The sequence below is a fragment of the Streptococcus sp. Marseille-Q6488 genome (genome assembly GCF_946902925.1).
In the GTDB taxonomy this organism is placed as follows: domain Bacteria; phylum Bacillota; class Bacilli; order Lactobacillales; family Streptococcaceae; genus Streptococcus.
The window spans coordinates 14,310-28,764 of the sequence record NZ_CAMPPZ010000014.1 but is presented as its reverse complement, the minus strand read 5'-3'; the positions used below and the strand labels follow the sequence as shown (position 1 = coordinate 28,764).

Here is a 14,455-nt window from a genome sequence, read left to right as displayed (position 1 = left end):
ACATTTTGTAAAAAAGCGAGTTTCGATTGAAATTCGCTTTTTTAATGATGTAGATTTGAGTCAATCTTGTCTTAAAAAGATAGAAATCATAGATACAGTGAAGGCTTTAAATACTGCTTTTTACTCTCTTTCAACCTCATACCCCTTGTATTCGATTACATAAAGTATTATAATATAATTGTAGGAAAGAAGGTGTTTTTATGTGGAAAAAATATTTTTCAAAATATAAATGGACGGATTTATTTTGGATTTTATTTATCATTTTGACCTGCCTCTTGGCGGGTAATGATACTCTTTTCCCCCTTACCCATCAAGAAATCTCTTATCATGGGTGCTTATTTGGAATTACACTTGCCTTATTTCACTTGCTATTTATTGATAAGTTTGTTATCTCGAATCGAAAATAAAGATTAGAACTATGCTTGACTGCCTACTTTTATGATTGATTTTGGAGGGAAGATTTTGTCTCTGTTATTTATTATTTTAAATTTGTTTATCTTGTACAAGATCTATTCTTTAAGGCGGGAAAAATCGAAATACTTGATTTATACGGCCTATATCATATTTGGGGTAAATGTACTATATGGTATTCAATGGTTATTAAAAGAACTGATTTCAAATATTTCCCCTTAATGTGTATGGAAACTATAACAAAACGCATAAGATTAAGGTTTTTGACCACCTGTTCTTATGCGTTTTCGTAATATTGAAGATTTTCGGTAAGTTTTATACCTTTGGGAAGTATAGTTTAGAGTGCTTTCCCAACCAAAATCTCTGCTTCAATGGTAATTTCTGTCAGTTGGCTCCAGTCAATCTTGCTCTGGTCAACGTGAAATAGGAGAGGGGTCATGCTGAGTAGGGCTTGGAGTTGCACTGTTGTGATAGTCTTAGTAAGAGAGGCCGTTTGACTAGATAGGATGGTAAAGTGTTCTTGGAAATGATTTTTGATTTCTTGATTAGAATAATTCTTGTTTGTCAGCTGGTCTTGTACCTTCTGACGGATTTCCTTGAGATGATTTTCAGTTGGGATAATCTTTATCAAGATACCGTCTTTGGATAAAACGCGACGAAATTCTCCATAGTTGGCAGGTGAGAAGATATCAAGCAGGATATCCATGCTAGCGTCTTTTATAGGAAGACGAGCCAAGTCACCAACGAACCAGTTGACTGCCCAGTTGGGTTCGCTCTTGGCAGCGATTTGGACTGAATCTTTGGAGATGTCAAAGGCATAGAAAGTTTTTTCAGAGTGACTTTCTTGGAGTTTACGAGAGTAGAAACCTTCACCACAACCGATATCTAAAATTGTTTTGGCATTTTTTGAGCTTGAAAGTAAATCAGAGACGACCTCTAGAATAGCTTGGTAAAATCCAGCTTCTAGGATTTGTTGGCGGTTTTGAAAATTTTCCTTGTCGTAGTTAGCAGATTGCTTAATTTGAGGTGCCAGATTGACATAGCCAAATTTAGCCAAGTCAAAAGAATGACGGTTGCAGCACTTGAGACTAGTCTCTACCAGAGTCAGATTTTCTTGGCAGATAGGGCAGGCAAAGGCAGTCGCAGAAGCAAAACGCTGGAGTTTAGGTTTGAGATTTGTATTCATAGTTTAAGTGTATCAAAAGAGGCAAATGAAAGCAACTTTAGGATGATTTGTAATAAAATTAAATAGTAGTATAATTACTTTTCAAAGTGCCAAAATTAAATTGCTTTTATATCTAAATTGTTATATAATAATAGCTAGGAGGAAATAAGTATGTTAAAAGAAGTATTGACCGTCGCAAAAGTTGCGAAAAAATCATCACTCTTTTTAGGTGGAGTTGCATTTGGTACCCTTGGTTTGAAAATCTTGGCAAGTAAGGAAGCTAAAAAAGGTTATTCTAAAGCTTTGGCTAAGGCTTACAAGTTGAAAGACGAGCTAGATGCATCTGTTTCTGTTGTGAAGCAACATGGAGACGATGTCTTGCAAGATGCCAAATATTTGTACGAGCAAGAGAAAAAAGAAGAGCAATTAGATAGCCTTATAGGAGAATAATATGTCTTTTAAAGTGCTACATAGAGGATACCAACATATCCGACTATCATCTTCTTTTTCACTCACCTTGGATATTCAAGACTATCTTCGTTCCTTGGCGAGAGATGAAAAGGGGATTGAGTCTATCCAGTTTTACATGGATCAACAGCACTTTACTCTACGCATAAAAGAAGGCTTTTCTGTATTAGATAATGCAGAAGCCTTTTTAAAAAGAATTGATAAAGGGAAAGTTTCTGAGTTGATGACTCTTCCCATTCGTAGAGAAGAGAGTGCTTATTCTATTGTTTCAGGTGCAGCGATTAAGCGTGTACTTTTTCGTAGTTTTGTGCCGTATCCTATTCGCTATATATGGACTTGTTATCAGGCTTTTGGCTATATTAGAGAAGCCTATCAAACACTAGCGCGTAAGGAACTAACGATGGAGGTCTTGGACTGTTCGGCGATTTTATTGTCCTTGTTTATGAACCAATCCAAGACAGCTAGCAATATCATGTTTATGCTTGATTTGGGGAATCATTTAGATCAGTGGTCCTTGAAAAAAACTGCAACAGATTTAGAACAAAGCCTTCTTGCAAAAGAGAGCGATGTATTTCTAGTACAGGGGGATACGGTCGTTAGTATCAAGAGTTCCGATGTTCAAATAGGAGATGTCTTGGTCCTATCTCAAGGAAATGAAATTCTGTTTGATGGACAAGTAGTTTCAGGTTTAGGTATGGTCAACGAAAGTTCCTTGACAGGAGAGAGTTTTCCAGTTGAAAAAAGAGAGTCTGATTTGGTTTGTGCAAATACAGTATTAGAAACTGGAGAGTTACGCATTCGTGTAACCGATAATCAGATGAACAGCCGGATTTTACAACTGATTGAGTTGATGAAGAAATCTGAAGAAAACAAGAAAACGAAACAACGCTATTTCATCAAGATGGCGGACAAGGTCGTCAAATATAATTTCTTGGGGGCTGGGCTGACTTACCTATTAACAGGTTCTTTTTCTAAGGCTATTTCTTTCCTATTGGTCGATTTCTCCTGCGCTTTGAAAATCTCTACTCCTGTAGCTTATTTAACAGCTATCAAGGAGGGGTTGAACCGTGAAATGGTGATTAAGGATGGAGATGTTCTGGAGAAATACCTGGAAGTTGATACTTTCTTGTTTGATAAGACGGGAACAATCACAACTAGTTATCCTATAGTTGAAAAGGTGTTACCTTTTGGGGACTATAGTGAGGAAGATATTCTCAGAATCAGTGCCTGTCTTGAGGAACACATTTATCATCCTATTGCTAATGCCATCGTCAAGCAAGCTGAGATAGAGGGAATTGAACATGAGGAAATGCATGGGAAACTCCAATATATCGCAAGCAAGGGGATTAAATCTCATATAGATGGGCAACCAGTTCTTATTGGGAATTATGTCTTGATGCAGGATGAACAGATTCATATCAGTTCAGAACAAAATGCTTTAATTGAAGAGTACAAGAGTCACTACAATCTCTTATTCTTGGCTTATCAGAATGAATTGATTGGAATGTTTTGCATCCATACTCCTTTGAGAAAAGAAGCAAAAGCAGCCTTGGAGAAACTTAAGGCACAAGGGAAAAAATTGATTCTGGCAACAGGGGACACCTTGGTTAGGACAGAGGAATTAGTCAAAGATTTGCCCTTTGATCAGGTCTATACAGACTTGAAACCTGATGGGAAATTTGAGTTAGTAGAGGAACTGCAGAAAGCAGGTCACACTATTTTGATGGTTGGAGATGGATTGAATGACTCAGCAGCTCTAACCCTATCAGATATCGGTGTGGTGATGAATGAGAGTGCAGATATTTCTAAGCAGATGAGCGATATCTTATTGTTAGATAATCGCTTGGATTTCTTCCAAGAGTTGGATTGGCTATCATCATCTTTGCAAACACTCATCAAGAAGAATATTCAAGATACTGTTGTCGTAAATAGTAGTTTGATTGGCTTTGGCTTGTTTAATTGGCTCAGCCCTTCAAATCTTTCTATCTTACATAATCTAACAACCTTACGCATTGTACTGCGTAGCCTGTCTATTAAAAATAGATAGATGAGAGTTATTAACAACAAAAAGGAGTTACCTTTCTCGAGGGTAACTCCTTTGTTTATAGATAAATGTTGAATAGTTTAGTAAGTCAATACAAAGTATTTTTTCTTACCACGACGGATAACAGTCAGTTCGTTCTCTAACTTATCTGCGTCACTCAAGACATAGTCAAGGTCTTGGATACGGTCGCCATTTAAGTAAATAGCTCCGTTTTGAACATCTTCACGGGCTTGGCGTTTTGAGTTGACTACACCAGATGACACGAGCAGTTCCACGATATTGTGGTTTTCATCTGCTTGAACTTGGTAGTTTGGAACGCCACGAAGTCCTTGTTTGAGCTCTTTGACAGAAAGATTTTTGATGTTTCCTGCAAAGAGTTGCTCAGTGATGTTGAGGGCTTCTTTGTAAGCTTCTTCTCCGTGAACAAGTGTAACGACTTCACGAGCCAAGACTTTTTGAGCCAAGCGTTCGTGTGGAGCCGCTTCAAATTGTTTGCGGATGTCTTCAATCTCATCAAGTGACAAGAAAGTAAAGATTTTCAAGAAGCGAACAGCGTCTGCATCCATAACGTTCATCCAAAATTGGTACATTTCGTATGGGGAAGTCTTTTCAGGATTGAGCCAGACTGCGTTTCCTTCTGATTTACCAAATTTCTTACCAGTTGCATCTGTGATCAATGGAACGGTGATAACGTGTCCAGTTTTGTCAGCCTTACGACGAAGCAATTCGGTACCAGCTGTCATATTTCCCCACTGGTCAGAACCACCGATTTGAAGCGTTACGTTGTGGTCTTGGTTAAGGACGAAGAAGTCGTACCCTTGCATGATTTGGTAAGCAAACTCAGTGTAAGAAATTCCAGTTTCAATCCGTTTTTTAACAGACTCTTTACTCATCATGTAGTTGACAGTGAAGTATTTTCCAATATCACGGAGGAAGTCAATGAAGCTGATGCTGCCAAACCAGTCGTAGTTGTTGACCATGACAGCTTTATTTTCACCATTTTCAAAGTCAAGAAAACGAGAAAGTTGTCCTTGGATAGACTTGACCCAGCCATCTACTGTGTCTTTTGTTTGGAGACTACGTTCAGCATCTTTGAAGGACGGATCTCCGATGAGACCTGTAGCACCGCCAACGAGCGCATAAGGTTTGTGACCTGCTAGTTGCAAGCGACGACTTGTCAAGATTGCGACAAGGTGGCCTAGGTGAAGGCTGTCAGCAGTTGGATCGTAGCCAGTATAATAAGAAACTTGACCTTCTTCTAGGGCTTTACGCAAAGCTTCTTCATCAGTCGTTTGAAATATCAAACCACGCTCTTTTAGCTCATCAAAAATGTGCATGTGTCTTTTCTCCTTTTTAAAATTATTGTTTCTACCTATTGTATCACAAACTTGGGCAATAGCCTAGCAGAATAGGGAAGAAAGTGGCTATTTTATTGAAAGTTTCCCTTTTGTGGTATAATAGATAGAGTGAGGAAATCCATGCAAAATCAATTAAATGAATTAAAACGAAAAATGCTGGAATTTTTCCAGCCAAAACAAAAAAATAAAAAATCAGCTAGACCTGGCAAGAAAGGTTCAAGTGTCCAAAAATCTAAATCCTTAGAGAAGCCAGCCATTTTTCCAGCTATTTTACTGAGTATAAAAGCCTTATTTAACTTACTCTTTGTGCTTGGTTTTCTAGGAGGAATGTTGGGAGCTGGGATTGCTTTGGGGTACGGAGTGGCCTTATTTGACAAGGTACGGGTGCCTCAGACAGAAGAATTGGTGAATCAGGTCAAGGATATTTCTTCTATTTCAGAGATTACCTATTCGGACGGGACGGTGATTGCTTCCATAGAGAGTGATTTGTTGCGCACTTCTATCTCATCTGAGCAAATTTCGGAAAATCTGAAGAAGGCTATCATTGCGACAGAAGATGAACACTTTAAAGAACATAAGGGTGTAGTGCCCAAGGCGGTGATTCGTGCGACCTTGGGGAAATTTGTAGGTTTGGGTTCCTCTAGTGGGGGTTCAACCTTGACCCAGCAACTAATTAAGCAGCAGGTGGTTGGGGATGCGCCGACCTTGGCTCGTAAGGCGACAGAGATTGTGGATGCTCTTGCCTTGGAACGCGCCATGAATAAAAATGAGATTTTAACGACCTATCTCAATGTGGCTCCCTTTGGCCGAAATAATAAGGGGCAGAATATTGCGGGAGCTCAGCAGGCAGCTGAGGGGATTTTCGGTGTAGATGCCAGTCAGTTGACTGTTCCTCAAGCAGCATTTTTAGCAGGACTTCCACAGAGTCCCATTACTTACTCTCCTTATGAAAATACTGGGGAGTTGAAGAGTGATGAAGACTTAGAAATTGGCTTAAGACGGGCTAAGGCAGTTCTTTACAGTATGTATCGTACAGGTGCATTAAGCAAGGACGAGTATTCTCAATACAAGGATTATGACCTTAAACAGGATTTTTTACCATCGGGCACGGTCACAGGAATTTCACGAGACTATTTATACTTTACAACTTTGGCAGAAGCTCAAGAACGTATGTATGACTATCTAGCTCAGAGAGACAATGTCTCCGCTAAGGAGTTGAAAAATGAGGCAACCCAGAAGTTTTATCGCGATTTGGCAGCCAAGGAAATTGAAAATGGTGGTTATAAGATTACTACTACCATAGATCAGAAAATTCATTCTGCCATGCAAAGTGCGGTTGCTGACTATGGCTATCTTTTAGACGATGGAACAGGTCGTGTAGAAGTAGGAAATGTCTTGATGGACAACCAAACAGGTGCTATTCTAGGCTTTGTAGGTGGTCGTAATTATCAAGAAAATCAAAATAATCATGCCTTTGATACCAAACGTTCGCCAGCTTCTACTACCAAGCCCTTGCTGGCCTACGGTATTGCTATTGACCAGGGCTTGATGGGAAGCGAAACGATTCTATCTAACTATCCAACAAACTTTGCTAATGGCAATCCGATTATGTATGCTAATAGCAAGGGAACAGGAATGATGACCTTGGGAGAAGCTCTGAACTATTCATGGAATATCCCGGCTTACTGGACCTATCGTATGCTCCGTGAAAAGGGTGTTGATGTCAAGGGTTATATGGAAAAAATGGGTTATGAGATTCCAGAGTACGGTATTGAGAGCCTGCCAATGGGGGGTGGTATTGAAGTCACAGTTGCCCAGCATACTAATGGCTATCAGACCCTAGCAAATAATGGTCTATATCATAAAAAACATGTAATTTCTAAAATTGAAGCAGCAGATGGTAGAGTGGTGTATGAATATCAGGATAAACCAGTTCAAGTCTATTCAAAAGCTACTGCGACGATTATGCAGGGATTGCTGCGAGAAGTTCTATCCTCTCGTGTGACAACAACCTTCAAGACGAATCTGACTTCTTTAAATCCTACTCTGGCTAATGCAGATTGGATTGGGAAGACTGGTACAACCAACCAAGACGAAAATATGTGGCTCATGCTTTCGACACCTAGATTAACCCTAGGTGGCTGGATTGGGCATGATGATAATCATTCATTGTCACGTAGAGCAGGCTATTCTAATAACTCTAATTACATGGCTCATCTGGTAAATGCGATTCAGCAAGCCTCACCAAGCATTTGGGGGAACGAGCGCTTTACTTTAGATCCTAGTGTAGTGAAATCGGAAGTCTTGAAATCAACAGGTCAAAAACCAGGGAAGGTTTCTGTTGAAGGAAAAGAGGTAGAGGTCACAGGTTCGACTGTTACCAGCTATTGGGCTAATAAGATAGGAGCTCCTACGACCAGCTATCATTTTGCTATTGGAGGAAGTGAGTCAGATTATCAAAATGCTTGGTCAAGTATCGTTAGCACACTACCAACTCCATCAAGCTCCAGCAGTTCAAGTAGTTCAAGTAGTAGTTCTAGTGATAGCAGTAACTCAAGTACTACACGACCTTCTTCTTCAAGGGCGAGACGATAAGTTCTATGAACTGTGCTAAATGAAGTGGCCAATCAATGGATTGCCACTTTTTTCTTTTTTCCTTTCGTGTTACAATAAAGGTATGAATCAGTATCAGAAAAAGATTGTTAAAGGAACCATTTATTCTCTTCTATCCGGCCTAATCTGGGGAATCTGTGGGATTTTAGGAGAGTACTTCTTTACTCATTATCAGGTGTCTTCGGGCTGGATTACCTCTATGCGTTTGACACTGGCAGGAAGTCTTGTACTCATTTGGTCTGCGATGCAATTAAAATCGCAAGTGTTTGATATTTGGCGAGACAAGAAAAATTACCTGCCCTTTTTGGCCTATGCTATTTTGGGGATTTTTTCAGTCCAATATTTTTTCTATCTCTGTGTAGAATACTCAAATGCAGCGACAGCGACTATTTTACAGTTTATTAGCCCTGTCTTTATCCTCTTTTACAATCGCTTGGTTTATCAAAAACGAGCGTCAAAAAGTGCTATTTTCTATGTTTTGATTGCTATGCTGGGTGTTTGCCTGATGGCGACAAAAGGCGATCTCTCTCAGTTATCCATGACGCCACTAGCCCTTATAACAGGTCTGTTGAGTGCCATGGGGGTTATGTTTAATGTTATCTTACCCCAACCTTTTGCGAAACGCTATGGTTTTGTACCTACGGTTGGGTGGGGGATGATTTTGGCAGGTTTATTTAGCAATGTCCTCTCGCCGGTTTACCAGCTTTCCTTTACTCTGGATATTTGGAGTATCTTGATTTGCCTCATTATCGCTTTTTTCGGGACGGCTTTTGCCTTTTTCATTTCCATGAAGGCAGTGTCCTTGGTTTCTCCTTTGGTGGTTTCTGTTATCAGTGCCAGTGAACCTCTCTCTTCTGCTCTCTTGAGTGTTTTGTTCTTAGGATTGGTAGTGGATTGGTCCCTTCTTCTAGCGATGGCCTTGATTATTTTGCCTATGATATTTTTGTCTATAGAAGAAGCGAAAGAAAGTAGATAAAAGTCTTTTCTTAATTCTAAAAGTGTGCTATACTAGAATAGTCAATAAAACACGGGGAGATAGTTGTGAAGAGTGTTTTTAGGTTGTATCGGTAGGGGCTTGCTTTTACCGACAGCACGTTTTATCTCACATCCCTAAAAAATCATACCTAAAAACAGACAAAAAGGCTTCAAATTTGAGGCCTTTTTTGGTAGAATAGTTATCATTATAAAGAATGAGAGGCCTTTTATGACTGCTACAAAAATGAGCGCACAAGAAATTATTCAATTTATCGCCAATGCTGAAAAGAAAACCAGTGTGAAAGTAACCTTTGAGGGAGAACTTGCAACTGCTGTACCTAGCTCTATTGTTAAACTAGGGAATGTCTTATTTGGAGACTGGAAAGATGTTGCTCCGCTTCTCGATGGTTTGGTAGAAAATCAAGACTATGTTGTTGAGCAAGACGCTCGTAATTCTGCCGTTCCTTTGCTAGATAAACGTGCTATCAATGCTCGTATCGAGCCAGGTGCGATTATCCGTGATCAAGTTGAAATTGGTGACAGTGCTGTTATCATGATGGGAGCAGTCATCAATATCGGTGCTGAAATTGGTGCAGGAACCATGATTGACATGGGGGCTATCCTTGGTGGCCGTGCTATTGTTGGGAAAAACAGTCACGTTGGTGCAGGTGCCGTTCTTGCAGGTGTGATTGAGCCAGCTAGCGCAGAACCAGTCCGTGTTGGAGATAATGTTCTTATCGGCGCTAATGCAGTGGTCATCGAAGGAGTTCAAATCGGTAGTGGTTCAGTTGTCGCAGCAGGAGCTATTGTTACCCAAGATGTCCCAGAAAACGTAGTAGTAGCAGGTGTTCCAGCTCGTATCATCAAAGAGATTGATGCCCAAACCCAACAAAAAACAGCGCTAGAAGATGCGCTTCGTACCTTATAATTGTAAAAGAAAAATAGAGGCGGAACCCTTCTTCCAGCCTCTTTCTGCTATATAGGAGGACAGATAGATGTTAGATTTGATTCAGACTAGACGAGATTTGCACCAGATTCCAGAGATTGGCTTGGAGGAGTTCAAGACTCATGCTTATTTGCTAGATGTGATTGAGAAATTGACTGCGGGCAAGAAGTTTGTTCAAGTTCGTACTTGGCGGACAGGTATTTTGGTCTATTTGCAGGGAAGTCAGCCAGAGAGGACCATTGGTTGGCGGACAGATATTGATGGTCTGCCTATCGTTGAACAAACAGGATTTCCTTTCGCTTCTCAGCACCAAGGTAGTATGCATGCTTGTGGACATGATTTCCACATGACCATTGCCTTGGGCTGTCTTGAGCGCGCCCTTGAGGAGCAACCAAAGAACAATCTACTCTTCCTATTTCAGCCTGCTGAAGAAAATGAAGCTGGTGGCATGCTCATGTATGAGGATGGCGCTTTTGGAGACTGGTTGCCAGACCAGTTTTATGGCCTCCATGTCCGTCCAGATCTGAAAGTTGGCCAGATTGCGACCAATACTCATACACTTTTTGCAGGGACTTGTGAGGTGAAGATTCGTTTCAAAGGCAAAGGTGGCCACGCAGCCTTTCCGCATGAAGCCAATGACGCTTTGGTGGCGGCTAGTTACTTTGTAACCCAAGTGCAGTCAGTTGTCAGCCGCAATGTCAACCCAATCGAGGGAGCAGTGGTGACCTTTGGCGTTTTTCAGGCTGGAACAACCAACAATGTCATCACAGACACAGCCTTTTTACATGGAACTATTCGTGCCTTAACTCAGGATATGAGCCTCTTGGTGCAAAAGCGGGTCAAAACAGTTGCAGAAGGAGTTGCAGCTGCCTTTGATATGGAAGTTGAAGTGGAACTCAAGCAAGGTGGATACCTACCTGTTGAGAACAATCCAGCCTTGGCGCGTGAACTGATGGATTTCTTTGAAGAAAAAGACGGAATCGAGCTGATTGATATCGAGCCTGCTATGACAGGTGAAGACTTTGGTTATCTTCTTTCAAAGGTTGATGGTGTTATGTTTTGGCTAGGTATCGATAGTCCCTACGCTCTTCATCACCCTCAAATGAGTCCTAAGGAAGAGGCTTTATCTATTGGGGTGGATGCGGTCTCTAGTTTCCTGAAAAAGAAGGCAGCAGAGTAGAGGAATTGTCTATGAAAGCAGAATTACGCAAGCAAGTCTTGCAAGAAATGAAGACTATATCTCAAGAGCAAAAACAGGCTATAGAGCAAGCTTTAACCGAGCGATTGTTACAACACCCCTTTTACCAAGAAGCCAAGGTTATTGCAACCTATCTCTCTTTTCCTCATGAGTTTCAAACGCAGGGATTGATTGAGCAGGCGCTGAAGGATGGCAAGAAGGTTCTGATACCCAAAACCTATCCCAAGGGGCACATGGACTTTGTGGTCTATGATCCGCAGCAGTTGGTAAAAACTTCCTTTGGCTTACTGGAACCACAGGGAGATTTGGAAGTATTGGATGCCTCTAAGATTGATTTGATTCATGTTCCGGGGCTGGCTTTTACGACAAAGGGTTATCGAATTGGCTATGGCGGAGGTTATTATGACCGCTATCTGGAACAGTTTACTGGTCATACTTTGAGTACGGTTTATCATTATCAAGTTCAGGACTTTATCCCTGAAAAGCATGATATTCCTGTTCAGGAGGTTCTGATTGATGAAAGAAATCTTTGATAGGCGTTACCCTGTGACGAGTTTCTTCCTCTTAGTGACGACCTTGGTATTTCTACTAATGTTGGTGACCGCAGGAGGAAACTTTTACAGGGCAGATACCCTATTTCGATTTGGAGCTATGTATGGGCCTGTTATTCGGCTCTTTCCCGAGCAGGTTTGGCGTCTCTTCTCTGCTATTTTTGTTCATATTGGGTGGGAGCATTTCATTGTTAATATGCTTTCGCTCTATTATCTTGGTAGGCAAGTAGAGGAGATTTTCGGATCCAAGAAGTTTTGCTTTCTCTATCTCTTATCTGGAATGATGGGCAATCTCTTTGTTTTTGTATTTAGTCCAAAATCCTTAGCAGCAGGAGCTTCTACTTCTCTCTATGGGCTATTTGCTGCGATTATTGTTCTTCGCTATGCAACGCGTAATCCTTATATCCAGCAGTTGGGGCAATCTTATCTGACACTTTTTGTGATTAACATTATTGGAAGTGTTCTGATTCCAGGAATCAGTCTAGCAGGTCATATCGGAGGTGCAGTTGGTGGCGCATTTCTAGCAGTTATCTTTCCAGTTAGAGGAGAAAGACGGATGTATGGCGCTAGTCAGAGACTGGTAGCGTTAGTGTTGTTCGTAGGACTCGCAGTCTTACTTCTCTACAAGGGAATGGGGTTGTGACGAAGTTGAAAGAAAATTTGTATAATGAAAAAAGATAAGGCATTTTTTGAACCTTATCTTTTTATGTTATTCTTTTTCAGCTAATTCTTTTCCAAGTTGGATGAGGTAATCTTTCAAGTCATCTTTGACTTGTGGATGTTTGAGGGCGTAGTCAATAGATGTTTTCATAAAGCCAAACTTATCCCCAACGTCGTAACGAGCTCCTGTAAATTCACGGGCGAAAACACGTTGTGTTTTATTAAGGGTATCAATAGCGTCGGTAAGCTGGATTTCATTTCCAGCGCCTGGAGCTTGCTTTTCGAGAATATCAAAAATTTCTGGTGTGAGAAGATAGCGACCGATGATTGCCAAATCACTTGGAGCATCTTCGGGAGCTGGTTTTTCAACGAAAGTTTCAACGCTATAGAGTCCATTGATTCCTTCTCCTTGAGGAGCAATGACCCCATATGATGAAACGTCTTCGTGTGGTACGGGCATGACAGCAATGGTTGATGCGTGTGTCTTTTCGTAATCATTCATCAGTTGTTTTGTCAAAGGAACGGCATTCTCGTCTGTGATGTCCATAAGGTCATCACCCAGCATAACAACGAAGGGTTCATTCCCCACAAAAGCTTTGGCTTGTAGGACAGCGTCTCCAAGACCACGAGGGTGAGTTTGGCGAATGAAATGGAGGCGCATACCAGTTGCTTCATCTACCAATTTTAACAAATCCGTTTTGCCTTTTTCTTTGAGGTTGTACTCAAGCTCAAAGTTTGAATCAAAGTGGTCCTCAATAGAACGTTTTGATTTACCAGTGACAACCAGAATATCTTCGATACCTGATTTAAGAGCCTCTTCTACGATAAACTGGATAGTTGGTTTATCTACAATTGGCAACATTTCTTTAGCAAGTGCTTTGGTTGCTGGTAAAAATCGAGTTCCTAGTCCAGCGGCAGGAATGACTGCTTTTCTAACTTTCAGTGCCATAAGAATCCTTTCTTTAGAGGGTTAAGACCACTCATTTTCTGCTTTAAATTCATTGTTCATGATATCATAAATGGCATCTTTGATATTGGTTCCGTTGTAAATAACTTGGTAAATGGCCTGCGTAATGGGCATATAAACTCCAAGTTCTTGCGCTAGTTCATAGGCTGCTCGAGTCGTTGAAATTCCTTCGATTACCATGCCCATATTGGCTTCGATATCAGCTAGGGATTCTCCACGACCAAGAGCATCTCCGGCTCTCCAGTTACGAGAGTGGATGGAGGTTCCCGTTACGATCAAGTCTCCTACACCAGACAAGCCACTATAGGTCAGTGGATTAGCCCCGAGTGCTACCCCTAGGCGGGTGATTTCTGCCAAGCCTCGAGCGATGATGGCTGCCTTAGCATTGTCACCAAATCCTAAACCATGTAAGGCTCCAGCACCGACAGCGATAATGTTTTTAAGAGCACCAGCGGTTTCGACCCCGATAACATCCGTATTGGTATAAAGTCGGAAGTAGTGATTACTAAAGAGTTCTTGCACGTATTGAGCTGTTTGTAAATTTTTAGAAGCAGCAGTGATTAAAGTTAGGTCACGCACAATGGTCTCTTCCGCATGACTAGGACCTGAAACAACGACAATATCACTGCGGAGATGTTCAGGAATTTCTTCTTCAAGGATGGTTGATAATCGTTTATGGCTATCAGGTTCTAATCCCTTTGATGCGTGCATGATGATAGCCTTATGGTCCAAGGTTTTTGCAACTTGTTGGGCAACAAGTCGTGTCACTTTTGTTGGGACAACAAATAAAATCGCATCTACATCTTTTAATGCCTCTGCTAAGTCAGTGTAGGCAATGATATTTTTATCTAGAACGACATCTTTAAAGTAGTGCTTATTAGTATGATAGGTATTAATTTCATTGATTTGCTCGGGAAGATTTCCCCAAATACGTACCTCGTGTCCATTGTCATTTAAGACTTGTGAAAGGGCAGTTCCCCAAGAACCAGGCCCCAAAACGGCGACGGTTTGTTTTTCCATGTTTTCCTCCTTGATAGAGTTCTCTTTTTATTTTATCACATTCTAGGGGATTTTGCACTTGCATTGATGGGGAGTGGTG

Annotated in this window: 13 protein-coding genes; 9 read left to right on the top strand and 4 right to left on the bottom strand. The window is 41.0% G+C overall.

Translation table 11 applies throughout. The features are described from left to right. Positions 1-200: 200 nt before the first annotated feature. Positions 201-407, top strand: a complete 207-nt coding sequence (locus OVN23_RS07345; protein WP_240148998.1) for a hypothetical protein — start codon at positions 201-203, stop codon at positions 405-407. A gap of 341 nt (positions 408-748) precedes the next feature. Here OVN23_RS07345 and OVN23_RS07340 read toward each other — a convergent pair whose 3' ends face one another. After that, a complete protein-coding gene (locus tag OVN23_RS07340; protein ID WP_173214491.1) occupies positions 749-1,597 on the bottom strand; it encodes a putative RNA methyltransferase in 849 nt (282 codons plus the stop codon). 150 nt (positions 1,598-1,747) lie between these two features. Here OVN23_RS07340 and OVN23_RS07335 point away from each other — a divergent pair, with 150 nt between their 5' ends. Both OVN23_RS07335 and OVN23_RS07330 read left to right on the top strand, forming a co-directional pair. After that, positions 1,748-2,026 carry a DUF6110 family protein gene (locus OVN23_RS07335; protein ID WP_000910909.1) on the top strand — a complete coding sequence of 93 codons (279 nt, stop codon included), beginning with the start codon at positions 1,748-1,750 and terminating at the stop codon, positions 2,024-2,026. A gap of 1 nt (position 2,027) precedes the next feature. Then, complete coding sequence (locus OVN23_RS07330; protein WP_267240893.1) at positions 2,028-4,091, top strand: heavy metal translocating P-type ATPase; 2,064 nt, start codon at positions 2,028-2,030, stop codon at positions 4,089-4,091. A gap of 77 nt (positions 4,092-4,168) precedes the next feature. Here OVN23_RS07330 and tyrS read toward each other — a convergent pair whose 3' ends face one another. Then, positions 4,169-5,425 (bottom strand): tyrosine--tRNA ligase, encoded by a 1,257-nt coding sequence (gene tyrS / locus OVN23_RS07325; protein ID WP_173276606.1) that lies wholly within the window; start codon positions 5,423-5,425, stop codon positions 4,169-4,171. Positions 5,426-5,566: 141 nt separating this feature from the next. Here tyrS and pbp1b point away from each other — a divergent pair, with 141 nt between their 5' ends. From pbp1b to OVN23_RS07295, 6 genes are all read left to right on the top strand, one after another. Continuing rightward, positions 5,567-8,041 (top strand): penicillin-binding protein PBP1B, encoded by a 2,475-nt coding sequence (gene pbp1b, locus OVN23_RS07320; protein WP_267240892.1) that lies wholly within the window; start codon positions 5,567-5,569, stop codon positions 8,039-8,041. A gap of 82 nt (positions 8,042-8,123) precedes the next feature. Continuing rightward, a complete protein-coding gene (locus OVN23_RS07315; RefSeq protein ID WP_173282598.1) occupies positions 8,124-9,035 on the top strand; it encodes a DMT family transporter in 912 nt (303 codons plus the stop codon). Between the two features lie 228 nt (positions 9,036-9,263). Continuing rightward, the gene (gene dapD / locus OVN23_RS07310; RefSeq protein ID WP_050392043.1) at positions 9,264-9,962 is read left to right on the top strand and encodes a 2,3,4,5-tetrahydropyridine-2,6-dicarboxylate N-acetyltransferase; all 699 of its coding nucleotides are present in this window, start codon (positions 9,264-9,266) and stop codon (positions 9,960-9,962) included. Between the two features lie 67 nt (positions 9,963-10,029). Next, positions 10,030-11,160 carry an N-acetyldiaminopimelate deacetylase gene (locus OVN23_RS07305; RefSeq protein WP_050392044.1) on the top strand — a complete coding sequence of 377 codons (1,131 nt, stop codon included), beginning with the start codon at positions 10,030-10,032 and terminating at the stop codon, positions 11,158-11,160. An 11-nt stretch (positions 11,161-11,171) separates the two neighbouring features. Then, positions 11,172-11,711: a 5-formyltetrahydrofolate cyclo-ligase gene (locus OVN23_RS07300; RefSeq protein WP_050392045.1), complete on the top strand. Its 540-nt coding sequence runs from the start codon at positions 11,172-11,174 to the stop codon at positions 11,709-11,711. Beyond that, the gene (locus OVN23_RS07295; RefSeq protein ID WP_267240891.1) at positions 11,695-12,372 is read left to right on the top strand and encodes a rhomboid family protein; all 678 of its coding nucleotides are present in this window, start codon (positions 11,695-11,697) and stop codon (positions 12,370-12,372) included. Before OVN23_RS07300 ends, OVN23_RS07295 begins: the two co-directional genes overlap by 17 nt. Before the next feature lie 66 nt (positions 12,373-12,438). Here OVN23_RS07295 and galU read toward each other — a convergent pair whose 3' ends face one another. Both galU and OVN23_RS07285 read right to left on the bottom strand, forming a co-directional pair. Then, positions 12,439-13,338 carry a UTP--glucose-1-phosphate uridylyltransferase GalU gene (galU, locus tag OVN23_RS07290; RefSeq protein WP_050392047.1) on the bottom strand — a complete coding sequence of 300 codons (900 nt, stop codon included), beginning with the start codon at positions 13,336-13,338 and terminating at the stop codon, positions 12,439-12,441. Between the two features lie 21 nt (positions 13,339-13,359). Further along, positions 13,360-14,376: an NAD(P)H-dependent glycerol-3-phosphate dehydrogenase gene (locus OVN23_RS07285; RefSeq protein ID WP_267240890.1), complete on the bottom strand. Its 1,017-nt coding sequence runs from the start codon at positions 14,374-14,376 to the stop codon at positions 13,360-13,362. Positions 14,377-14,455: the final 79 nt, after the last annotated feature.